This window comes from Isoptericola sp. AK164 (assembly GCF_029643425.1).
Lineage (GTDB): Bacteria > Actinomycetota > Actinomycetes > Actinomycetales > Cellulomonadaceae > Isoptericola > Isoptericola haloaureus.
In genome coordinates this window covers 3,457,881-3,480,987 of sequence record NZ_CP119106.1, presented here as the reverse complement: position 1 = coordinate 3,480,987, position 23,107 = coordinate 3,457,881, and the positions used below count along the sequence as shown (strand labels likewise).

The window sequence follows — 23,107 nt, the reverse complement described above, 5'->3', positions numbered from 1 at the left end:
GTACTTACGATCGTGACGAACCGAACCACTTCAAGGAAGAAGGTCCGTTGTGTTCGCATCAGGTACGACGCGGCGAGTGACGATGACGACTGCCGCACTGACCGCCACCGCCCTCGTCCTCACCGCCTGCGGTCGTTCCGACGCCGGGACGACCGTCGAGACGGCCGAGGCGATCGACGGCTCGCCCGCCACGGGGGAGATCACCATCTGGGCCGCCGAGAACGAGGGCCGGGCCCTGTCGGCCACCGCCGAGGAGTTCCAGGCGGCGAACCCCGACGTCACGATCACCGTGACCCCGGTGTCGTTCGACGAGCTCCCCCGCAAGGTGGACACGGCCATCGCCAGCGGCGAGGTCCCGGACATCATCCAGCCGAGCACCGGTCTGCAGTCCTACGTGTCCGCGGGCGGCATCGCCCCCGTCCCCGACGGTGTCACCGACACCTCCGACTTCTTCGACTCCGCGGTCTCCGCCGTCACCTTCGACGACGTCCTGTACGCCGTGCCCTGGTACGTGACCGTGCAGTCCTTCTACTACCGCGCCGACCTGGCCGAGGAGGCCGGGCTGGACGCCCCCACCACCTGGGAGGAGAACCTCGAGTTCGGGGCCGCCCTCCGGGAGGACGGCGCCGACAGCGGGACCTTCGTCGCGCCGTCGGGCACCCTCGCCTGGCAGACGATCCTGCCGATGATCTACCAGGCCGGCGGCTCCGTCATCGACGACGGGGAGTTCACCCTGGACACCCCCGAGGTCGTCGAGGCGCTCGGCCACTACCAGGAGTTCTTCGCCCAGGACATCTCCGACGTGCAGAAGGTGATCACCGCCGCCGGCGAGATCGAGGCCGCCTTCGCCGACGGCAGCATCGGGTCCTACATGACCGGGTCGTACTCCTACGACTTCGCGCTCGACGCCCTGGGCGGCGACGCGTCGAAGCTCGGTCTCGCCCCCCTGCCGGAGGGGCCCGTCAACGGGATGGGCTACATCGGCGGTTCCGGGCTCGCGGTGATGGCCGACTCCGACAACCAGGAGTCCGCGTGGAAGTTCGTGCGCCACGCCACGTCCCCGGAGAACGCCGTGGCCGCCTACGAGGTCTCCGGTGTGCTGCCGGCCAACCAGGCCGCCTGGGAGTCCGGGGCGCTCGCGGAGAGCCCGACCGCCGAGACGTTCGCGACCCAGCTCGAGAACAGCGTCCCGCTGCCCCAGGTGCTCACCTGGACCCAGATCCGCGACCTGCTGGCCACCTACGGCGAGCAGCTCGCCCGCGAGGTCATCACGCCCGAGGAGGCCGCGGCGGAGATGCAGCGCGAGGCCGAGGCGATCGGGACGGGAGAGCAGTGACGACGCTCGCACCGAAGGCCCCCGGCCGGAAGAAGCGGAGCTCGCAGGCGCTGGCCGGGTGGCTGTTCTCCCTGCCGTTCGTAACGGTCTTCGCCGTCTTCTTCGCCTGGCCCATCCTCTGGTCGCTCTTCATGAGCCTGACGGACATGACGAGCCGGGACCTGCGCACCCCGTTCAACGTGGAGCTCGTCGGTCTCGACAACTTCGCGGCGGTCCTGAGCGATCCGGTCTTCTGGCGGTCGCTCGGGAACACCGGGGTGGTGGTGCTCGTCGCCGTGCCCGCCGTGCTGGTGATCGCCCTGTTCCTGGCCGTCGCGCTGAACCGCGGCATCCGCCGGGGCAAGGGCTTCTTCCGCACCGTCTACTACGTCCCCGTGGTCACGAGCATCGTGGCGATCGCCGTCGTCTGGAAGTTCCTCTTCGCCGACAACGGCACCGTGAACGCGATGCTCGCGACCATCGGGATCGACGGGCCGGCCTGGCTCGCCGACACCTTCTGGGCCCTGCCGACCATCATCCTGCTCGTCATCTGGCGACTCTTCGGACTGGTCATGGTGCTCTTCCTCGCCGGCCTGCAGGCCATCCCCCAGGACGTCCACGAGGCGGCCCGGGTGGACGGCGCGGGCTCCTGGCGGCGGCTGGTCTCGATCACCGTCCCCATGCTCGTCCCCACCATCCTGCTGGCGAGCGTGCTCATGACCGTCTTCATCGTGCAGGTGTTCGAGGAGCCCTTCGTCATCACCCAGGGCGGTCCGCTCAACTCGACCCAGTCGGCCGTGATGTACATCTACGACGAGTTCGGGTTCGGGCAGTACGGGACCGCTGCGGCCGCGAGCTACATCCTCTTCCTGGTCATCGGCCTGCTGTCGCTGATCCAGTTCCGAGTCCTCAGGAGCCGTACATGATCGACACGCCCCCTCAGGTGGCCCCCCGCTCGGACGCGGTGGTGCCGGACCCGTCGTCACGGCGGCGCCGCGGCCGGTCGCCCTCGGAGAGCCGGGGACCCGTCGCCACGACGGCGATCTACGTCGCCCTCGTGCTGGGCACGATCGTCACCCTCAGCCCGCTCGTGTGGAACGTGCTCAGCTCGTTCAAGCCGTCGGGCGAGATCCTGCTGGCACAGAGCTGGTGGCCCGAGACGTTCACGCTGGAGAACTTCTCGCAGCTGCTCTCCGGCGGCGAGTTCCCCCGGTACTTCTTCAACAGCGTCGTGGTGTCCGTGGCCATCGTGCTCGGCAACATCCTGCTGTGCTCGGCGGTCGGGTACGCCCTGGCCAAGCTGCGGTTCCCGGGTCGGGGCATCGTGTTCGGCGCGGTGCTGGTGACCTTCATGGTGCCGTCGCTCGTGCTGTTCGTGCCGCAGTTCGTCACCGTCGCCAGCCTCAACCTCACGAACACCTACGGCGGGCTCATCCTGCCGCTGATCATCACGCCGCTGGGCGTCTTCGTCATGCGGCAGTTCATCTCGCAGCTGCCCGACGAGCTGCTCGAGGCCGCGCGGATCGACGGGTCCGGCGAGGCGCGCCTGTTCTTCCGGATCATCCTGCCGCTGTGCGGGCCCGCGGTGGCGACCGTCGGGATCCTGTCGTTCGTGATGTCGTGGAACAACCTGCTCTGGCCGCTCGTGGTCGCGCAGACGAGCGACATGTACACGCTGCCGGTGGCCCTGACGACGATCTCGCAGGCCGAGGGGAGCGTGGCCTACGGACCGCTGCTGGCCGGCTCGCTGCTGACGATCCTGCCGATCATCGTCGTCTTCGTCTTCTTCCAGCGCTACTTCATCGCCGGCATCGCCTCGACGGGAATCAAGTGACCACGACCTCCGGACCGACGACGCAGCGGTGGTGGGACTCGCCGTTCCGGCTGCTGCAGACCAACCTGCGCGAGGACGACGTGCTGCTCGACGCCGAGGCGTCGGTCGACCAGCTCGTCGACCTCGGCTACGACACCTGGCTGTGCAACGCGGGCGGGATCTCGTACTTCTACCCGGTGCACGAGCCGTACCAGCGTGCCGCGCCCCGACTGGCGCAGCGGGCCTCCGGCGACATGGTCGGCGACGTGGTCCGCGCGGCGCACGCCCGCGACGTGCGAGTGCTCTCCCGCTTCGACTTCTCGCGGCTGCCGGCCGACGTCGTCGCGGAGCACCCCGACTGGGCCTTCCTGGACCAGGACGGTCGTTGGTACACCGAGGACGGGTTGACCGCGATCTGTCCCCGCAGCGACTACCACGAGGTGCTCGCTCCGCGGATCCTGCGCGACTTCGTGGAGCGCTACCCGGTCGACGGCGTCTTCTTCAACTGGTTGCAGTACCCCGAGGTCGCCTACAGCGGTCGGTACAAGGGTGTCTGCCAGTGCGACCGGTGCCGTGCGGCCTTCGCGGACGCCCACCCCGGCGTTCCCCACCCGACGGCGCTGGGCGAGCCCGGCTACGACCGGTGGCTCGACGTCGCCCAGCAGCGGCTCACCGAGCTGGCCGAGCGCTACTCGCGGGTCGTCAACGAGGTCCGGCCGGGAACGCCGCTGATGCTCGCCGACGTCCGGATGGACATCGCCTTCCTCGAGATCAACTCCTCGCTGGGCGGGCACGACAGCGACCGCTGGTGGGTCCACACGCCCGGCGAGATGGCGAGCCTGCACCGGACGTCGGACCCCCGGGTCCCGGCGCTGGTCCACGCGTCGGTGAACATGGGCCTGCCCTACCGGCAGATCGCGGAGGAGCCCACGCAGTTCCGGCGCTACGTCGCCCAGGCGCTCTCCCGGGGGGCGCTCCCGTCGTCGGTGGTGGTCGGCACGGTCGACGTCGGCAGGTTCCCCTGCCTGCCCGCGGCCTCCGACCTGCTGGGACTCCTGCGCGAGCGGACGGACCTGTACGCCGACTACCGGTCGGCGTCGACGGTGGCCCTCCTGCGCCCGCGGGGCGGCACGGCGATGAGCGCCATGCAGCACACGGTGGACCACGCCGAGTACCGCGGCGTCTACACCGCCCTGCAGGAGGCCCACGTCCCGTTCGACGTGCTCGGGCTGCAGTACCAGGAGCAGCTCGTCCACGACGACGTCGTGGCGCGCTACGACGTCGTGGTCGTCCCCGGCACGGCCGGGATCGACGAGGCGTTCGCCCGCGCCCTGGACGACTTCGTCCGGGGCGGAGGGTCGCTGGTGGTCACCGGAGACGGGTTCCGTGACGGCCGGCCCGTGCTGGAGTCCGCGCCGGCCGCGGCTCTCGTCGAGCGGTTGTCCGGGATCGCGGAGCTCGGTGGCCGGTACGTCGGTCCGTCCGACGACCGGGTCGACGTCCCCCTGCACCCGGTGATCGGGCACTTCGACCGGGTGGAGACGCAGGGCGGCGTCACGTCCGGGGTGCTCGCGCTGAGCACGCAGACGCCGTTCGGGCCGCCGGAGATCACCGGAGGCAACACGACGTCCGGCGGTGATCCCGCGCTGCTGCACGGCACGTTCGGCGCCGGTCGCACGAGCCAGCTGCCGTGGGCGGTCGGCGCCACCGTCCACCGTTCCGGTCTCACGGCCCTCGGCGACCTCGTCGCCCGCGAGGTGGAGGTCCTGCGTCCCCGTCCGGAGATCGTCGGGGTCGACCTGCCGCGCGGCGTGGAGCTGACCGTCGGCGTCAGCCGAGGCCGCGTGGTCCTGCACCTGGTCAACCACTCGGGCGGGCGGGGCGACCGCGTCCGCGAGCCGATCCCGATCACGGGATCGGTGACCCTCACGGGGGCATGGGCGGCGCTGGCCGCGCAGGGCGTCCGCGCGCTGGTCGCCGATCGCCGTGTCGTTCCCCTCGAGGTGACCGACGGCCTGCGGGTCCCCGTCACCGTCGACGACGTCCTGGAGGTAGTCGAAATTGGCTGAGCTCACCCGCAACCTGCACCGGGCCTTCTACCCGTCCCGGCTGCCGGGCGACCGGGAGCCGCTGCTGCTGCTCAACTCGCTCGCGACCACCACCGAGATCTGGGCACCGATGATGTCGCGGCTGACCGCGTCGACGAGCGTGCTGTGCGTCGACTACCCCGGGCACGGCCTGTCCCCGGCCCGGGAGATGCCGGCCGATCTCGACGACCTCGCGGCCTCCATGCTGGAGGTGCTGGACGAGTTCGGGATCGAGCGCGTCCACGTCGCGGGCGTGTCGATCGGGGGGATGGCGGCGCTGCGCCTCGCCGAGCTCGCCCCGGACCGCATCGCCTCGATCACCGTGATCGGATCGACGCCGGTGATGGACCGCAGGATGTGGCAGGCCCGCAAGGAGCTGGTCCAGCAGTGGGGGACCCGGGGGATCGTCCCCGACGTGCTCGAGCGGTGGTTCACCTCGACCTACGCGACGGCGTACCCGGACGTCGTGGCGCAGTACACGACCATGCTCGAGGGCACGGCGGACAGCGCCTACGCGGCCTTCTGCGACGTCCTGGGCCCGGCCGACCTGCGCAGCGTGCTGTCCGCGATCTCCTGCCCGACGCTGGTGGTCTCCGGGTCCCACGACGCCGCCGCGACCGTCGAGGACGGCCGCACGATCGTGGACGCCGTCCCGCACGCCCGTCACGTCGTCGTCGACGGGGCGGCCCACATGCTGCAGGCCATGGCGACGGACGCGGTGGCCGACCTGATCCTGGAGCAGGTCGGCCGCGGCACCTGAGAGGAATCCGCCCCACGTACGAGGGCCCGTCGACGGACTCAGCCGTCGACGGGCCCTCGTGCGTGGGGGCGTCGCTCCCTAGGAGGTCGGCTCGAAGGCGCGGCGCACGCGCAGGTGAGCGGAGTCGAGGTGGTCGGTCAGGCGGCGCACCGCGGTGTCGGCGTCCCGGGAGCGCAGGGCGTCCAGGACGCCGGAGTGCTCGGCCGCCACGTCGGCGATCGACGCGCGCCGGTGCCCGGCGCTGCCGATCGTCAGCAGGATCTCGCCGGTCACCATCTCGTACATCCGGGCGAGGCGCTTGCTCCCGCTGGCCCGGACCATGGAGGAGTGGAAGTCGATGTCGGCGCGCACGAGCCCGGGCCGGTCGTCGAACTCGCCGGCGATGTCGAGCGCTCGCTGCGCCTCGAGCATGGCGCGCGGCACCTCGCCGACGTCGGCGAGGAGCCGCGCCGCCGTGACCTCGATGGTCGTGCGCGCGAGGAAGAGGTCGTCGACGTCGTCGGCCGTGAGCTCGGTGACGGTCGCCGACTTGTAGGTGGCGCGCTGCAGGAGGCCGACGCCGACCAGGCGCTCGATGCACGCCTTCGCCGTCGGCCGGGCGATCTCGTACTCCCCGACGACGCGCGCCTCGGTCACGCGTTCCCCCGGGGCGATCTCCCCGGTGGCGATGCGCTGGCGCAGGGAGTCGAAGACGGCGTCGCTCAGCGTCGTGGTGGACACGGGGATCGGGGAGGTCGGAGCGCTCACGCGGCCATTATGACACAGAAGGTGAGATTGTCAGACAGGTTTACCCTCGTGTGAGGAACGGCACCAGCCGCTCCACGACGGCGTCGGGCCGCTCGACCGGGAGCCAGTGCGCCCCCGCCAGCTCCTCGTACCGCGCGTGCGGCACGGCGTCCGCGATCGCGCGCAGCATCGCCGGAGGTGTCGACGGGTCCGCGTCGCCCGCCACCACGAGCGTCTCGGCCGCGACTTCGGGCAGGGACGGGCGCAGGTCGAGCGCCCCGACCGCCTCGGCCGTGCGGGCGTACCCCTCGGGGTCGGTCCCGACGAACATCGCCCGAGCCGCCTCGATCGCGTCCGGGTGCTCCGCGGCCCAGCCGGGGGTGAACCACCGGGCGAGGGAGCCCCCGGCCAGTCCGTCCAGCCCCTCGGCTCGTGCGGTCGCGGCCCGGTCCTGCCAGACCTGCTTGTCGGGGAAGTACGCGCTGCTGCACAGCACCGCGAGGGAGGCCGTCCGCCCCGGGGCGCGCGCTGCCAGGGAGAGCCCCACCATCGCGCCGAGCGAGAGGCCGACCACGTGGGCACGCTCGACCTCGGCGGCGTCCAGCACCTCGAGGGCGACGTCGGTGAGCGTCTCGATCGTGATCTCGTCGCGCAGCGGGCTCCCCCCGTGCCCCGGGGAGTCGTAGCGCAGGACCCGGAAGGACGGGGCCAGCGCGTCGGTCACGTCGTCCCACAGCTCCAGCGGGGCGCCGAGCGGGTTGCTCAGCAGCACCGTCTCGCGCCCGGGGCGGGGCTCCTCGCTGGCGGTCCATCGCACGTCGGTCATGCCGTTCCTTCCGTGGAGAGGAGGGCGAGCTCGAAGTCGACCACCTGGTCGACGACGAACTCGAGGTGGTGGTCGGTGGTCGTCGGGACGACGTCGGCGGCCGCCCGGGTGAGGCGGACCGTCGCCCGCGGGTCGACGCCGCGGACCCGGACGGTCAGCGGTCCGACCGGGCGGAAGTGCTCGACCGCCTCGTCCTGCGCGCCGGGGTTGTCGAGGTTCACCAGCGCGACGGCCACACCGTGGGCGGTGTGCCAGCTCCGGACGTCCACGACGCCGTCGCCCGCGACCGTCACCGTCGGTCCCTCGGCCCCGAGCGCCCAGGAGGCGAGGCCGCCGAGGACCGCCCGGTGCTCGGTCGCGCGGTCCACGAAGAACCGGGCGTCGAGGTCGGCCCCGAGGAACGCCCGTCGACCGCCGTCCTCGTGCCAGGCCAGGGCCTGCTGCCCGCCGGCCGGCGGCAGGCCGGCGGCATGGGTCGGGATCATGTGCTCCGAACGGTTCCACTCCATCGCCGTGGACACCGTGTCGTCGACCCGGTCGAACCCCACGAGCCAGTTCCCGCCGGCGACGACCTCGTCCGGGGCGAGCTCGGGGAGCATCCGGCGGACGAACGGCTCGTCGCCCACGTGCAGGTAGGACACGAGGTCGAACCCGTCCGGCGGGGGCGCCGTCCGCCGGATGCCCACGAGTGCGCCGACGGGGTCGCCCGGGTGCGGCGCGCCCCAGGCGTCGACCAGGCCCGCGGTGCCCACGACGAGAAGGTGGCCCCCCTCCGCCACGAACCGCTCGACGCGGGACACGGCCTTCGTGCTCAGGGCCAGGCCGCTGGGCAGGACCAGCGCGGAGAGGCCGTCGAGCGACTCGGTGCCGTCGGCCAGGACGAGCTGGTTCGGGATGCGGCAGCGGGACAGCAGGAGGTGCCACCCGGCGACGGCGTCGCCGACGGCGGGCCCCGGCGTCGCCGCGCCCCACGCCTGCAGCCAGGCGCTCTCCTGGGACCAGACGATCCCGACGTCGGCCACGGACCGGCGGTCCGTCAGGACCTCCGCGTTCTCGGCGAGCCAGGCGTCGAACTCCACTACGCCGTCGACCCAGCGCCGGTTGTGCTGCTTGCCGGAGACGGCGTGCCACACCGGCAGCTCGCCGTGGGCCAGGGCCTCGGCCATCTGCAGCCGCAGCTCGGCCGGCTCCTTCGAGGTGTGCCGGCCGCCGCCGCGCAGGCGGGCGGTCGACTGGATGCGACCGGCGGGTCGCCCGGCGGCGACGGAGCGCACCACCTCCGAGCTCAGCCCGACCTCCCAGAGCCCGTGCGAGGGGGTGGTCCGTCCGTAGTCCCCGGACCGGTCCTGGTTGTCGCACATGACGAGCGTGAGCTCACGGGCCCACTCGTTCCACGGCAGCCCGCCGCCGAGGTTCGGCACCGCGGAGGTGTTGAACGACAGCCCCGGACCGAGGCGGCGCGTGAACGCCACCAGGTCGCGCATCCGCTCCAGCGCCGTCGTGCGCAGGAAGCGGACGTACTGCCGGAACGTCGGGTCGGACGGGTCGTCGGCGACCGGGTAGTCGACGGACCCGCTGAACGCGCGCCACCGGGCGAGGCAGCGGTCGCAGTAGCACGCCATGCGCAGGGACGGGGGTGCGAGCGCCACGGTGGGGAAGCCGTTCGTGAAGAATCCGGCGACGTCGTACCCGTCGACCACCTCGCTCAGGAGGTCCGGCAGGTACTCCGTGAACAACCCGGAGTTGATGCACGAGTAGTACATCTCGTTCTCCAGCCGGTGGCCGCCGGGCTGGCCCCAGGTGCCACCGGTGACGTCGTTGAGCGTCCGCGAGCGGCCCTCGGCGTCGGTCATCATCCACTCCGGGTGCAGGTCCCGGAAGCGCTGGTCCACGACACCGACGTCGAGCCGCCCGATCACCTCGACGCCCTGGGCGCGCGCCGCGTCGACCAGCTCGCCGAACAGGTCACGTCCCGGGACGCCCTGCGCGACGGGGTGTCCGGCCAGGCGTGTCGGGTGGTAGGCCATGATGCCGCCGCAGTTGAGCAGGACGGCCTCGAGCCGCATGCGTGCCCACAGGTCGGCCCAGTAGTCGACGTCCAGGAGCCGGACGTCGTCCTCGGTCAGGTTGACCTGACCGATGCGCGTGATCCCGTCGAGACGGGTTCCTCGCGTCGTCGCGTGCGTGGTCGTCGTCATCGTGCGTCGGCTCCTGTCGTCGCCATGGTCTGCTGCGCCTTCTTCTCGCGACGCATCCGGTGGAGCAGGGGCTCCGTGTACCCGTTGGGCTGCTCGGCGCCCTCGAGGACGAGTGCCCGCGCCGTGCGGAAGGCCGTGCCGGGCCCGGTGGGTCCGACGAGGGGTTCGTACGCGGGGTCGTGGGCGTTCTGCTCGTCGACCACCCCGGCCAGGCGGTACAAGCTCTCGTCGACGTCGTCGACGCCGACGACACCGTGGGTCAGCCAGTTGGCGAGCAGCTGGCTGGAGATGCGCAACGTCGCGCGGTCCTCCATGAGGGCGACCCCGTCGAGGTCGGGCACCTTCGAGCACCCGACGCCCTGGTCGACCCAGCGCACGACGTAGCCGAGGATCGACTGGACGTTCGTGTCGAGCTCGGTGCGCACGACGTCGGCCGGGATCTCGCCGTCCGCCAGCGGCGGGACGAGAAGGTCGTCGAGCGGCGCGCCGGGACGGCGGCCGAGCTCCGCGCCGACCGCGAAGGCGTCGACCTCGTGGTAGTGCAGCGCGTGCAGCGTCGCCGCCGTCGGCGAGGGGACCCAGGCGGTCGTCGCCCCGGCCCGCACCTGCGCGCCCTTCTGCTCGAGCATCGCGTGCATGAGGTCGGGCATCGCCCACATGCCCTTGCCGATCTGGCCGTGGCCGAGCAGGCCGCTGGTGATCCCGGCGTCGACGTTCGACCGCTCGTAGGCGGCCAGCCACGGCTCGTCCCGCATGGTGCGCTTGGGGACCACGGGACCGGCGTGCAGCGAGGTGTGGATCTCGTCCCCGGTGCGGTCCAGGAAGCCGGTGTTGACGAACGCCACGCGCTCGCGGGCGGCGTGCAGGCACGCACGCAGGTTGACCGAGGTGCGGCGCTCCTCGTCCATGATGCCGATCTTGAGGGTGTTCGGCCGGAGCCCGAGCATCGTCTCGACGCGGCCGAAGAGGTCGACGGTGAAGGCCACCTCCGCGGGGCCGTGCATCTTGGGCTTGACGACGTACACGGAGCCGGTGCGCGAGTTCCCGCCGGCCGTGGGGCCCTGCAGGTCGGCGAGCGCGCCGAGCGCCGTCATCGCGGCGTCGAGGATGCCCTCGGGCACCTCGTGCCCGGCGCCGTCGCGGACGGCGTCGGTGGTCATGAGGTGCCCGACGTTGCGCACGAGCAGCAGCGACCGGCCGGGCAGCCGGAGGGTGCCGCCGTCGGGTGCGGTGAAGAGGCGGTCCTCGCGCAGGGTGCGGCGGAACGTGGTCCCGTCCTTGGCGACGTCGGCGCCGAGCGACCCGCGCATGAGCTCCCACCAGTTGCGGTAGCCGAGCGCCTTGTCGGCCCCGTCGACCGCGGCGACCGAGTCCTCGAGGTCGACGATCGTGGTCAGCGCCGCCTCGACGAGGACGTCGGCCACCCCCGCGGGGTCGTCCCGCCCGACCGGGCGGGTCCGGTCGAGGACGATCTCCACGTGCAGGCCGTGGTGGCGCAGCAGCACCGAGGCCGGGTCCCGACGGTTCCCCCGGTAGCCGACGAGCACACCGGGGTCGACCGGCGCCGTGGGGCCGTCGCCGGTGACCACCACCAGCGACTCGCCCTCGACGCGGTAGCCGACGGCGTCGGCGTGCGAGCCGTGCGCGAGCGGGGCGACCGTGTCGAGCAGCTCGCGCCCTCGCCGCACCGCCGCGGCGCCGCGACGGGGGTTGTAGCCCGACGTCCTGGCCTCCGGCCCCTCGTCGGGGATGGCGTCGGTCCCGTAGAGGGCGTCGTAGAGCGAACCCCACCGGGCGTTCGCGGCGTTGACGGCGAACCGGGCGTTGAGCGCCGGGACGACGAGCTGGGGTCCGGCCGTCGTGGCGATCTCGGGGTCCACGTGCTCGGTCGTGACCGCGACCTCCCCGGGGTCGGGCTCCAGGTAGCCGATCTGCTCCAGGAACGCGCGGTACGCGGCCGGCTCGGGGGCTCCGGGGTGATCGGCGTGGAACCGGTCGATCTGCGCCTGCAGGCGCTCTCGTGTGGCCAGCAGCGCGCGGTTGGCGGGGCCGAGGTCGTGGAAGAGGACGGCGAGGTCTTGCCAGAACCGGGCCGGGTCGAGCCCGGTCCCGGGCAGCGCGGACTCCTCGACGAACGCGACGATCTCGGCCGCCACGTCCAGCCCGGCGCGCGTCGCCCGCTGCCCGCTCATCGGGCGGCCTCCGGGTCGGCGCCGAGGCGGGCCAGCACCTCGGCCGCGATCTCGGCGTCCTGGTCCGGGTGCCCCCCGGCGACGCCGAGACCGCCGACGTGCAGGCCCTCGAACACCAGCGGGACGCCCCCCTTGATCCGGGTGAGCAACCCTCCGCTGCCGTGCTCCAGCGCCACGGCGAGCTCCGGGGACATCTGCGCGGTCGGCCGGCCGGTGGAGGCGGCGGTCGCCGCCTTGCGTCGGCTCGTCTCGAGGCTGTGGGGAGTGGCGCCGTCGGCGCGGGCGAACGCGACCGGCGTCATGGCGGGGTCGACGACGGTGACGACCGCGCGCACGCCGGAGCGCTCCGCGACCTCGAGGGCGATCTCGACGGCGCGTGCGGCGGTCGCGTAGGTGATGGCGGGTCTGAGGGTGTGCGTGGACATCTGTGCTCCCGTCGGCGCCGGGACGGCGGTACGGATCGGTGGGTCGGGGTGATGCGACGACGGCGACGCTGCTGGCGCATCCCCGCCACCGTAGCATTAAATGGAAAAGCAGTTCCGTAGAACGGAAATCGGAGGGGTCAGGACACGGCAATCGCGCGGATCGCCGTGTGACATCAACTGTCAGGCAATGTATCTTGATTGGCAATAAGCGCGGTAGCCCTCGACGAGGAAGGACTCCATGGACGACGAAGCCCAGGACGCGGGCGGGCGGACGCTCGCCGTGAACTGCTCCCTGCTGATGAAGGACCTCCCGGTCGCCGAGCGCCTGGAGCGCGTGCGGGACGCCGGCGCCACCGCCGTCGAGTTCTGGTGGCCCTTCCCCACGGCCGACCCGGACCCCGTCGAGGTCGACGCCTTCGCCACCGCGATCGAGACCTCCGGTCTGGACCTGGTCGGGCTCAACCTGTTCGCCGGCGACATGGCCGGTGGCGACCGGGGCGTGCTGTCGTGGCCGGGTCGGGAGGACGAGCTGCGCGCGAGCGCCGAGGTCGCCCGCATCCTGGGTCGGCGACTCGGCGTCCGGCGCTTCAACACGCTCTACGGCAACCGCTCCGACGCCTTCGACCCCGCGGTGCAGGACGCGCACGCCGACCGGATGCTCCGCGAGATCGCCCCGGTGCTCGGGCAGGACGGGGGCATCGCCATGATCGAGCCGGTCAGCGGTGCCGAGGCCTACCCGGTCCGCACCGCCGCGGACGCCGCCGCCGTCGTGGCGCGGGCGCGCGGCTCCGCCGGACCGACGAACGTCGGCATCCTGCTGGACCTCTACCACCTGGCGGTCAACGGCGACGACGTCGTCGCGGCGATCGAGCGCTTTGGCGCCGACGCCGCGCACGTGCAGCTCGCGGACGCCCCCGGCCGCGGGGCGCCCGGGACCGGCGACCTGCCGCTGGTCGACTGGGTCCGGCGGCTCCGGGACGTCGGCTACACCGGTCACGTCGCGCTGGAGTACGCCGACACCTCGCACGACCCGCTCTCCCTCGTGGACCTCGACGCATGGAAGGACCTGGCATGACCACCATCGGATTCATCGGACTCGGAGTGATGGGCGCTCCCATGGCGGCGAACCTCGTGACCGCAGGGTTCGACGTCGTCGGCTACAACCGGTCGGAGCCCAAGCGTGCCGCGCTGGTCGAGGCGGGTGGCCGGGCCGCCGGGTCCGTCGCGGACGCGGTCCGCGGGGCGGACGTCGTCGTCACGATGCTCCCGGACAGCCCCGACGTCGAGGCCGTGGTGCTGGGCGAGGACGGGGTGCTCGAGCACGCCGCGCCCGGGACCCTGCTCGTCGACGCCAGCACGATCCGGCCCGACGTGAGCCGGGTGGTCGCCGAGCGCGCCCGCGAACGGGGGGTGCGACCGCTCGACGCGCCGGTCAGCGGTGGCGAGGCCGGCGCGGTCGAGGGGGTCCTCTCGATCATGGTCGGTGGCGAGGCGGCCGACTTCGACGCGGCGCAGCCCGTGCTGCGCGCCGTCGGCTCGACCATCGTCCACGTCGGACCCGACGGCGCCGGTCAGACCGTGAAGGCGGCCAACCAGCTCATCGTCGCGGGCAATATCGAGCTCCTCTCCGAGGCCCTCGTCTTCCTGTCGGCGCACGGCGTCGACCTCAAGGCTGCCGTCGACGTGCTCGGGGGCGGACTGGCCGGCAGCACGGTGCTGCAGCGCAAGGCGCCGGGGATGCTGGACCGCACGTTCGCACCGGGGTTCCGGGTCGACCTGCACCACAAGGACCTCGGTATCGTCCTCGACGCGGCCCGGGCGGCCGGCGTCGCCGTCCCGCTGGGCGCGAGCGTCGCGGACCTCATGGCGTCCCTGCGCGCCCAGGGCGGCGGGTCGCTCGACCACTCGGCGCTCCTGCTGCAGGTCGAGCGTTTGTCCGGCCTCGCCGCGGACGAGCTGGGGGACTCCGCGGATGCGTAGGGCCGCCGAGCGGCGACTCGTCGTCTCCCAGGTCGCGCTGGACGACGAGGCCGTCCGACGTCTGCACGGGCTCGCGACGGACTTCGACGTCGTCGTCGAGCGAGCTCCGTCCGCCGAGCTCCTCGCGTCGGCCGAGGTGGTCGCCGGACGCATCGATCCCGAGCTGGTACCGGCCGCGTCGGCGTTGCGGTGGAACCACCTGTGGACGGCCGGGGCCGACGCCGACCTCTCCGCCGAGATGCGCACGGCCGAGCAGGTCGCGGTGACGTCGTCGGCGGGCAACGGTGCCGTGCCGCTCGCCGAGCACGCCCTGATGCTCATGCTCATGCTGGACCGGGACGCACCCCGGCTGCTGACCGCACAACGCAAGCGGAGCTGGGACCGGTTCCGGCACCCGGAGCTGGCGGGGCAGACGGTCGGCGTCGTCGGCATGGGTGCGGCCGGGCAGGACCTCGTCGGCAAGGCGCGGGCGTTCCACCTGCGGGTCGTGGGCCTGCGCAACCGCCCCGAGGTCGCCGTGCCCGGTGTGGAACGGATGTACGGCCCGGACGACATCCTCGCGTTCGCCGCCGAGTGCGACTACCTGGTCGTCGCCGCGCCGCTGACCCCGCAGACCCAGGGGATGATCGATGCCCGGGTGCTCGCGGCCATGCGGCCCACGGCCGCTCTCGTCAACGTCTCACGCGGCGAGATCATCGACGACGACGCACTGCTGGCGGCCCTGACCGAGGGCCGGCTCTCCGGGGCCGGCCTGGACGCGCACACCGTCGAGCCCCTGCCGGCCGACTCGCCGTGGTGGACGGCACCGGGGGTCATCGTCACCCCGCACAACGGAGCGACCACGCCCCAGACGCTCGACCGCGCCGTCGCGATCTTCCTGGAGAACGTCGAGCGCTACGTGGACGGCAGACCGCTGCGCAACCTGGTCGACAAGTCGTCGGGGTACGCGCTGGTGTGAGGCAGGTGGCGGGGACGGTCCGAGGTCGGGAGGGCGCCGTGCGCCCTCCCGACCTCGGTACAGTGCTTCCGTATCGTGAAACAGGGTTCGGAGGCAGCGTGGCGGAGTCGAGGCAGCCCGGGAACGTGCAGTCCGTGGCGAGGGCCTTCGGGCTGCTCGAGGTGCTCGGTGAGCGCGGAGGGCAAGCAGGGCTGAGCGAGCTCGCCGAGGCGACGGGCCTCGCGATGCCGACGATGCACCGGCTCCTGCGCACGCTGGTCCAGCTCGGCTACGTGCGCCAGCTGCCGTCCCGCCGGTACTCGCTGGGGCCCGGGCTCATCCGTCTCGGCGACCGGGCGACCCGCCTCCTCGGGACGTGGGCACGGCCGGCGCTCGTCGAGCTCGAGGAGGCCACGCGGGAGACCACCAACCTGGCGCTGCTCGACGGGGACAGGGCGGTCTACGTGGCACAGGTGCCGTCCCACCACCAGGTCCGCATGTTCACCGAGGTCGGACGTCGGGTCTTCGCGCACTCGACCGGCGTCGGCAAGGCCATGCTGGCCCAGCTTGACGACGAGGACGTGGTCGCCATCCTCCGGCGGGCCGGCATGCCGCGGTACACGGACAACACCCACACGACGGAGGCCGGGCTCCTGGCCGACCTGGACGAGATCCGCACCCGCGGGTACGCCGTCGACGAGGGGGAGCAGGAGGTCGGCGTGCGCTGCTACGCGGTCCCGGTACCCGGTGCGCCCACGCCGACCGCGGTCTCCGTCTCCGGTCCGGACACCCGCGTCACGCTCTCCGCCGCGCGATGGATGCTGCCCGCGCTCGAGCGCGCGGCCGACGAGCTCGCCGACGCGCTGAGCTCCACCGAGCCGGACCTCGCGCCGCACTGACCCTCCGGTCGGCCGTCGGCCCGGTCAGGTCCCCAGGACGAAGGTCTGGATCGCGATGACCGCGGCCCCGCGCGCCCACTCGGTGAACGAGGGGCTGAGCGTCGCGATCACGGGGTCGTGCGCGAGCGGGTCCCGGTCCGCGTGCAGGCCCGCCTGCATCGCCTCCCGCGCGACGTCGGCGAGGCGGACCCCCTCGCCCCCGAGCACCACCCGCTCGGGCATCGTGAAGTTGGCGGCGGCGGCGACGAAGCGGCCGAGCGCGCGTCCGGCGTCGTCCACGACGCGGCGGGCCGCGGGGTCGCCGTCCTCGGCGAGGTCGAGCGCCTCGTCGTAGGCGACCTCCCGGCCGAGGGCGACCGAGACCTGCGTGGCGATCGACCGGATCGTCAGCATGGCCACCGCGCACCCGCGGTGCCCGGCGAAGCACGGGGGACCCGACGGGTCGAGCGGGTGGTGGCTGGCGAGCCCCAGGCTCGCGTCCTCGTTCGTCACGAGCCGCCCGTGCGCCACGAGCCCGAAGCCGACCCCGGCCCCGACGGTGATCAGCGAGAACGTGGCGGCGCCGTGACCGGCGCCGAACCAGTGCGTCGCCTCGGTGAGCGCCGTGACGTCGTTCGAGACGACCACGGGCAGGCCCGTGCGCGAGCGCAGCATGTCGCCCAGCGGGACGTCTTTCCAGCCGAGGAAGGGGGCCCGGACGACGTCCGAGGCCTCGACGACGTGTCCGCCGAGGGCGACGCCGACCGCGGTGACGTCGGCCGGTGACCCGGCGGCCAGCTCGCTGATCAGGCCCGCGACCGTGTCCGCGACGGCGAAGGGCGAGTGGTCGTCCAACGGCGCGTCGGCGGAGGCCACCACGCCGGCACGCAGCGTCGTCAGCACCCCGTGGGCGGTGTCCCCGGTGATCTTGACCCCGACGAAGTGGTGCGCCTCGGGGACGATGTCCAGCGGCCGCGACGGTCGGCCGACCCGCGATCCGGCGGGGGAGTCGTCGACCTCCACCAGCAGGCCGGCGTCGAGCAGCGGCTTGGTCAGGCGGGTGAGGCTCCCGGCGGAGAGGTCGAGCCGACGGGAGAGCTCGGCCCGCGACAGGGGGCCGTCGAGCAGCACGTCGAGCGCGACGGCGTGGCCCGGTCCGCTGAGCGGTCCCCACGGTGCTGGCGTCATCGCCCCAGTGTGGTGGATTAAATTCCACGGCTCAACAAAGCAGGCGCTGTTACTTCAACTCCAGAACGAAGGACTCCCTCGAAAGTGAAGTTGCTCACGTCCATCGGGGATCTTGACACCCCTATTAGTTCTGACGTAGAAATAACTAGTACCGACGACGAAGAGGTCACCATGACGATGCAGACAGACCTGGCTGACACCGCTGACACCGCTGACACCGCTGAGACGGCGGCCGCCACCATCCCGGGCCCGACCGACGGGCTGTGGCACCTGCGGGCCGCCGGGGTCAGCCTGGTCCTCGAGGTCGCCCGCAGCGCTCTCCCGCAGATCCTGCACTGGGGCGCCGACCTGGGGGACCTGCCCGCGGACGAGCTGGACGCCCTGCGCGCGGCGGCCGTGCCTCCGGTGGCCTCCGGCACCCCCGACGCCCCCGTGCCCCTGACGATCCTGCCCGAGCAGTCCGCGGGCTGGCTCGGCACCCCGGGCGTCACCGGCCACCGGGACGGCGCAGACTTCTCCACGCGGTTCCTCGTGGAGCAGGTGCGGCTCGTGCACGACGTCGAGCGCGACGGCGCACCCGTGGCGCACCGGATGACCGTCGACGCCCGCGACGCCGAGGCCGACCTGACCCTGCGGATCGAGATCGAGATGCTCCCCGGCGGACTCGTGCGTGCTCGCGGGCGGCTGCGGAACACCGGCGCCGCGGTCTTCACCGTGGGCTCCCTCGACCTCGCGCTGCCCCTGCCGCGCGAGGCCGACGAGATCCTCGACTTCACCGGCCGCCACCTGCGCGAGCGCAGCCCGCAGCGGCACGACTTCGTGGCCGGGACCCACCTGCGCGAGTCCCGGCGCGCACGCTCCCACGACGGGACCCTGCTGATGACCGCCGGACGCCGCGGGTTCGGCTACCGCTCCGGCGAGGTCTGGGGCGTGCACGTCGCCTGGTCGGGCAACACCCGGACCTTCGCCGAGCAGGGCATGCCCACCGGCGAGCGGCTGCTCGGCGCCGGCGAGCTGCTCCTGGCGGGCGAGGTGCGGCTGTCCACCGGCCAGGCGTACGAGAGCCCGTGGGTCTACGCCTCCTACGGCGACGGTCTCGACGAGCTCTCCCACCGGTTCCACACCTACCTGCGTTCCCGGCCGCAGCACCCCGGCTCCCCGCGCAAGGCGCTCGTGAACGTCTGGGAGGCCGTGTACTTCGACCACGACCTCGACCGGCTCACCGCGCTCGCCGACGCCGCGGCCGCCGCCGGCGTCGAGCGGTACGTGCTCGACGACGGCTGGTTCCGCGGGCGCCGCGACGACACCGCCGGGCTCGGCGACTGGACCGTCGACGACGACGTGTGGCCCGAGGGCCTGCACCCGCTCGCCGACCACGTCACCGGGCTGGGCATGGAGCTGGGCCTCTGGTTCGAGCCGGAGATGGTCAACCCCGACTCCGACCTCGCCCGCGCGCACCCCGAGTGGATCCTGCAGACCGGGAACCGGATGCCGCCGGAGGCACGCCACCAGCAGGTCCTCGACCTCGCCCACACCGGCGCCTGGGAGCACGTCTACGGCCAGATCGACGCGATCCTCGCCGAGTACCCGATCGGCTTCGTCAAGTGGGACCACAACCGCGACCTCGTCGACGCCGGTCACACCGCGACCGGCGGGGCCGGCGTCCACGCCCAGACGCACGCCGCGTACCGGCTGCTGGACGCGCTGCGCGCCGCCCACCCGCACGTCGAGTTCGAGTCCTGCGCGGGCGGTGGCGGCCGGGCGGACCTGGGCATCCTCGAGCGCACCGAGCGGATCTGGACCTCCGACTGCATCGACGCGCTCGAGCGGCAGACGATCGAGGCCGGTACCGGTCTGCTCGTCCCGCCCGAGATGCTCGGCTCGCACATCGGGTCGCCGACGTCGCACACCACCGGGCGCCGGCACGAGCTGAGCTTCCGCGGGGCCACCGCGTTCTTCGGCCACCTCGGCATCGAGTGGGACCTCACCGCCGCCTCCGAGGCCGAGCGGAGCGAGGTCGCGCGCTGGGTGGCGGCGTACCGGCAGCACCGTGACCTGCTGCACCACGGTCGGAGCGTCCGCACCGACGACCCCGACCCCGCCCTGCGGGTGCACGGCGTCGTGCGCGAGGGTGCCGGCGAGGCGATCTTCGCCGTCGTGCAGCTGACGACCGGCGTGTGGGCCCCACCGGGCCGCGTCCGTCTGCCGGGGCTGGACCCGGACACCACCTACGACGTCCGCCCCCTGGCTCCGGGAGACGAGGTCGAGCCGGGACACGGCGAGGCGCTCCCTCCGTGGTGGTCCGACGGCGTGCGGCTCAGCGGGCGGACGCTCGCCGGTGCCGGGGTCCAGCTGCCCCACCAGTTCCCCGAACGGAGCGTCCTGCTCCACGTGACCGCGGTCTGAGAAGCCCTCCCCCCCGAGAAGCTCGCGACGAAGCGACAGGAGCGACGACATGGCAGTCGTGACACCGCCGGCCCCGCCGGCACCCGGAGCCCGCGCACCGCGACGGCTGCGCCCCTCCGGCCGACCGCGCGGGGACCTGCGCGCGGCGATGGTCTTCCTCATCCCGGCGACGGTCGGGTTCGTGGTGTTCTACCTCGTCCCCGCCGTCCGCGGGGCCTGGTTCAGCCTCACGGACTACTCGGTGCTGGCACCACCGCAGTTCGTCGGTCTCGACAACTACCGGCGCCTGGTCGACGACCCGCTCTTCTGGAACGCGATGGGCGTGACCGGCTACTACGTCGTCATCAACATCGTCGTGCAGACGGTCGTCGCCGTCGGCCTCGCGGTGCTGCTGCAGCGGATGACCCGCTCGATCCTCGTGCGGGGTGCGGCGCTGCTGCCGTACTTCGTGGCGAACGTCGTCGTCGCGCTCGTCTGGTTCTTCATGCTCGACTACCAGATCGGCATCGTGAACGTCCTGCTGGGCAAGGTCGGGATCGACCCCCAGGCGTTCTTCGGCGACCCCGCTCTCGCGCTGCCGACGATCGCGCTGATCAACGTCTGGCGGCACATGGGCTACACGGCCCTGCTGGTCTTCGCGGGTCTGCAGACCATCCCGCCGCAGGTCTACGAGGCGGCGTCGCTGGACGGGGCCTCGGCGTGGCGCCAGTTCCGGTCGATCACCCTGCCGCTGCTGCGGCCGGTGCTCGCGCTGGTGCTCGTCGTCACCGTCACCGGGTCGTTCCAGATCTTCGACACCGTGGCCGTGACCACCGGCGGCGGCCCGGTCGACGCCACGCGCGTCATCTACCTCTACATCTACGACCTGGCGTTCGCCCAGCTCGACTTCGGCTACGCGTCCGCGCTGTCCGTCGTCCTGTTCGCCGTCCTGCTGATCGTCGCGCTCGTGCAGCTCCGGCTGCTGCGGGCGGGCGAGTCGGACAACTCCTAGGAGGCCCCCCCGTGTCGACGACGACCACCACCCCCTCCACCGCGGCCGGGCCGACCACGGCCCCGGCCGGGCCCCGACGACCGGCGCGCCGCCCGATCCCCTGGGGACGCATCGGCGGCTGGATCTGCCTCGTGGTGATCCTGCTGATCACGATCTTCCCGTTCTACTGGATGCTGCGCACCGCGCTGTCGGACAACCGGGCGCTCGCCCTGGAGGCCGACAGCCTGCTGCCCGCCGAGTTCACCCTCGACGCCTTCCGGCGCGTCTTCGGGCTGACGACGCTCGAGGAGTCGCTCGCCCAGGGCGGTGCCGGTGGCCGGATCAACTTCTGGCTCTACCTGCGCAACTCGGTGATCGTCGCGGCGTCGATCACGCTCGGGCAGGTGCTCTTCTCGGCCATGGCCGCGTACGCGTTCGCGCGGCTGCGGTGGCCCGGACGCAACGCCGTCTTCGCGCTGTTCCTGTCGGCGCTCATGGTGCCGGGCATCTTCACCGCGATCCCGAACTTCGTGCTCGTCAAGGAGCTCGGGCTGCTGAACACGTTCCCCGGTCTCATCCTGCCGACGTTCTTCATGACGCCGTTCGCGATCTTCTTCCTGCGCCAGTTCTTCCTGGGGGTACCCCGCGAGGTGGAGGAGGCGGCGCTCATCGACGGCGCGGGCAGGGCCCGGGTGTTCCTACGGATCGTGCTGCCCATGACGGCGGCTCCGATCACCACGCTCGCCGTGCTGACGTACATCACGGCCTGGAACGAGTACTTCTGGCCGCTGCTCGTGGGCCAGAGCGACGACGTGCGCGTCCTGACGGTCGCGCTGGGCATCTTCCGCTCGCAGACGCCGCAGGGCAGCCCGGACTGGTCGGGGCTGATGGCGGCGACGCTGGTCGCCGCGCTGCCGATCGTCCTGCTCTTCGTGGCGCTCGGTCGTCGCATCGTCAGCTCCATCGGCTTCTCCGGGATCAAGTGAGGACCTCATGCACCGCAGTGACACGACCCCGACCCAGCCCGGGATCGCCCGCCGGCTCCGCCGTCCCGCCGCCCTCGTCGCGACCGGAGTCCTCGCCCTGGCCGGGTGCGCGACGCCGTCGGGCACCGGCGGTCCGGACGGCCAGGTGACGCTCACCTACTGGATGTGGGACGCCAACCAGGTGCCCGGCTACCAGCAGTGCGCCCAGGACTTCGAGGCGGAGAACCCGGACGTGCTCGTGAACCTCGAGCAGTACGGCTGGGACGACTACTGGACCCAGCTCACGGCACGCATGGTGGCCGAGAGCGCCCCGGACGTCTTCGTCGACCACGCCCAGCAGTTCGGCAAGTACGCGAGCTTCGACCAGATCCTCGACATCAGCGATCGCGTGGAGGCCTCCGACATCGACCTGGACCAGTACCAGGACGGTCTCGTCGACCTGTCGCGCGGACCCGACGGCGGGCTCTACGGCCTGCCGAAGGACTGGGACACCGTGGGGCTGTTCTACAACGCCGACATGGTGGCCGAGGCCGGCTACGCGCCCGAGGACCTGTGGGAGCTCGAGTGGAACCCGCGCGACGGCGGGACGTTCGAGGAGTTCCTGGCCCGGATGACCGTGGACGAGAACGGGGTCCGCGGCGACGAGCCCGGGTTCGACCCGAGCCGCGTGGACGTCTACGGCCTCGGGTACAACGAGAGCGGCGGCGGGTTCGGCCAGGTGCAGTGGGCGCCCTACGCGCTGAGCAACGGCTGGACCTACGCCGACACCAACCCGTGGCCGACGTCCTTCGACTACGACGACCCGGCCCTGGCCGAGGCGATCGGGTGGTGGCGCTCCCTGATCGAGAAGGGCTACATGCCGCCCTTGCCCGTGGCGACGTCCGGCATCGGGACGATCGAGTCCCTCGGTTCGGGCGGGTACGCCGCGCTGATCGAGGGCTCGTGGAACTCCCGGGCGATGGCGGAGCTCCAGGGTGTCGACGTCCGGGTGGCGCCCACCCCGGTCGGGCCGACCGGTGAGCGCGCGTCGGTGTTCAACGGGCTGTCGGACGCGATCTACGCCGGCACCGAGCACCCCGACGAGGCCTGGCGCTGGGTCGAGTACCTGGCGAGCCCCGCGTGCCAGGACGTCGTCGCGGCCGAGGGACGGGTGTTCCCCGCCATCTCGAGCTCCTCGGAGAAGGCCGTGGCCACGTTCTCCGAGCTCGGCATCGAGGCCGACGCGTTCGCCGTCCACGTCGAGGACGGGACCGGCACCCTCTCGCCGGTCACGGACCGCTGGTCGGAGGTCCAGTCGATCATGCAGCCCGCGATGGACGAGGTCATGTCCTCGACCGACGACCCGGGTCCGATCCTCGCCGACGCCGACGCCCGGGTGGACCGGGTGATGGCGGACGAGTGACCGGCGGCGCCGGGGTGC

The 23,107-nt window shown here is 72.5% G+C and carries 19 protein-coding genes; 13 read left to right on the top strand and 6 right to left on the bottom strand.

Going from position 1 to position 23,107, the window contains the following annotated elements:
- Positions 1-82: 82 nt before the first annotated feature.
- The 5 genes from PO879_RS15875 to PO879_RS15855 are packed head-to-tail and all read left to right on the top strand — an operon-like array spanning position 83 to position 5,975.
- On the top strand, positions 83-1,336 hold the full coding sequence (locus PO879_RS15875) for an extracellular solute-binding protein (protein WP_278235825.1): 1,254 nt from the start codon (positions 83-85) through the stop codon (positions 1,334-1,336).
- Complete coding sequence (locus PO879_RS15870) at positions 1,333-2,241, top strand: sugar ABC transporter permease (protein ID WP_278235824.1); 909 nt, start codon at positions 1,333-1,335, stop codon at positions 2,239-2,241. The genes PO879_RS15875 and PO879_RS15870 overlap by 4 nt, the downstream gene beginning before the upstream one ends.
- A complete protein-coding gene (locus PO879_RS15865) occupies positions 2,238-3,149 on the top strand; it encodes a carbohydrate ABC transporter permease (protein ID WP_278235823.1) in 912 nt (303 codons plus the stop codon). Before PO879_RS15870 ends, PO879_RS15865 begins: the two co-directional genes overlap by 4 nt.
- Positions 3,146-5,197, top strand: a complete 2,052-nt coding sequence (locus PO879_RS15860) for a hypothetical protein (RefSeq protein WP_278235822.1) — start codon at positions 3,146-3,148, stop codon at positions 5,195-5,197. Before PO879_RS15865 ends, PO879_RS15860 begins: the two co-directional genes overlap by 4 nt.
- A complete protein-coding gene (locus tag PO879_RS15855) occupies positions 5,190-5,975 on the top strand; it encodes an alpha/beta fold hydrolase (RefSeq protein ID WP_278235821.1) in 786 nt (261 codons plus the stop codon). Before PO879_RS15860 ends, PO879_RS15855 begins: the two co-directional genes overlap by 8 nt.
- Positions 5,976-6,053: 78 nt before the next feature.
- Here the strand turns inward: PO879_RS15855 and PO879_RS15850 are convergent, their stop codons facing one another.
- Genes PO879_RS15850 through PO879_RS15830 form a run of 5 tightly spaced genes read right to left on the bottom strand, consistent with a single transcriptional unit; the run spans position 6,054 to position 12,342 of the window.
- On the bottom strand, positions 6,054-6,722 hold the full coding sequence (locus tag PO879_RS15850) for a GntR family transcriptional regulator (RefSeq protein WP_278235820.1): 669 nt from the start codon (positions 6,720-6,722) through the stop codon (positions 6,054-6,056).
- A 40-nt stretch (positions 6,723-6,762) separates the two neighbouring features.
- A complete protein-coding gene (locus PO879_RS15845; protein ID WP_278235819.1) occupies positions 6,763-7,527 on the bottom strand; it encodes an alpha/beta fold hydrolase in 765 nt (254 codons plus the stop codon).
- Positions 7,524-9,725, bottom strand: a complete 2,202-nt coding sequence (locus PO879_RS15840) for a beta-galactosidase trimerization domain-containing protein (protein WP_278235818.1) — start codon at positions 9,723-9,725, stop codon at positions 7,524-7,526. The genes PO879_RS15845 and PO879_RS15840 overlap by 4 nt, the downstream gene beginning before the upstream one ends.
- Complete coding sequence (locus tag PO879_RS15835) at positions 9,722-11,917, bottom strand: malate synthase G (protein ID WP_278235817.1); 2,196 nt, start codon at positions 11,915-11,917, stop codon at positions 9,722-9,724. The genes PO879_RS15840 and PO879_RS15835 overlap by 4 nt, the downstream gene beginning before the upstream one ends.
- Complete coding sequence (locus PO879_RS15830) at positions 11,914-12,342, bottom strand: heme-binding protein (RefSeq protein ID WP_278235816.1); 429 nt, start codon at positions 12,340-12,342, stop codon at positions 11,914-11,916. Before PO879_RS15830 ends, PO879_RS15835 begins: the two co-directional genes overlap by 4 nt.
- 238 nt (positions 12,343-12,580) lie before the next feature.
- Between PO879_RS15830 and PO879_RS15825 the strand changes: the two genes are divergently transcribed.
- From PO879_RS15825 to PO879_RS15810, 4 genes are all read left to right on the top strand, one after another.
- A complete protein-coding gene (locus tag PO879_RS15825) occupies positions 12,581-13,417 on the top strand; it encodes a TIM barrel protein (RefSeq protein ID WP_278235815.1) in 837 nt (278 codons plus the stop codon).
- Complete coding sequence (locus tag PO879_RS15820; protein ID WP_278235814.1) at positions 13,414-14,322, top strand: 2-hydroxy-3-oxopropionate reductase; 909 nt, start codon at positions 13,414-13,416, stop codon at positions 14,320-14,322. Before PO879_RS15825 ends, PO879_RS15820 begins: the two co-directional genes overlap by 4 nt.
- The gene (locus tag PO879_RS15815; protein ID WP_278235813.1) at positions 14,315-15,280 is read left to right on the top strand and encodes a D-2-hydroxyacid dehydrogenase; all 966 of its coding nucleotides are present in this window, start codon (positions 14,315-14,317) and stop codon (positions 15,278-15,280) included. The genes PO879_RS15820 and PO879_RS15815 overlap by 8 nt, the downstream gene beginning before the upstream one ends.
- 98 nt (positions 15,281-15,378) lie before the next feature.
- Complete coding sequence (locus PO879_RS15810; RefSeq protein ID WP_278235812.1) at positions 15,379-16,158, top strand: IclR family transcriptional regulator; 780 nt, start codon at positions 15,379-15,381, stop codon at positions 16,156-16,158.
- A 24-nt stretch (positions 16,159-16,182) separates the two neighbouring features.
- Here the strand turns inward: PO879_RS15810 and PO879_RS15805 are convergent, their stop codons facing one another.
- A complete protein-coding gene (locus PO879_RS15805; protein ID WP_278235811.1) occupies positions 16,183-17,325 on the bottom strand; it encodes an ROK family transcriptional regulator in 1,143 nt (380 codons plus the stop codon).
- 84 nt (positions 17,326-17,409) lie between these two features.
- Here PO879_RS15805 and PO879_RS15800 point away from each other — a divergent pair, with 84 nt between their 5' ends.
- Genes PO879_RS15800 through PO879_RS15785 form a run of 4 tightly spaced genes read left to right on the top strand, consistent with a single transcriptional unit; the run spans position 17,410 to position 23,089 of the window.
- Positions 17,410-19,731, top strand: a complete 2,322-nt coding sequence (locus tag PO879_RS15800; RefSeq protein WP_278235810.1) for an alpha-galactosidase — start codon at positions 17,410-17,412, stop codon at positions 19,729-19,731.
- A 49-nt stretch (positions 19,732-19,780) separates the two neighbouring features.
- Entirely contained in the window at positions 19,781-20,722 is a 942-nt protein-coding gene (locus PO879_RS15795; protein ID WP_278235809.1) for a sugar ABC transporter permease, read from the top strand.
- Positions 20,723-20,733: 11 nt separating this feature from the next.
- Positions 20,734-21,687 (top strand): carbohydrate ABC transporter permease, encoded by a 954-nt coding sequence (locus PO879_RS15790; RefSeq protein ID WP_278235808.1) that lies wholly within the window; start codon positions 20,734-20,736, stop codon positions 21,685-21,687.
- A gap of 7 nt (positions 21,688-21,694) precedes the next feature.
- Entirely contained in the window at positions 21,695-23,089 is a 1,395-nt protein-coding gene (locus tag PO879_RS15785) for a sugar ABC transporter substrate-binding protein (RefSeq protein WP_278235807.1), read from the top strand.
- Positions 23,090-23,107: the final 18 nt, after the last annotated feature.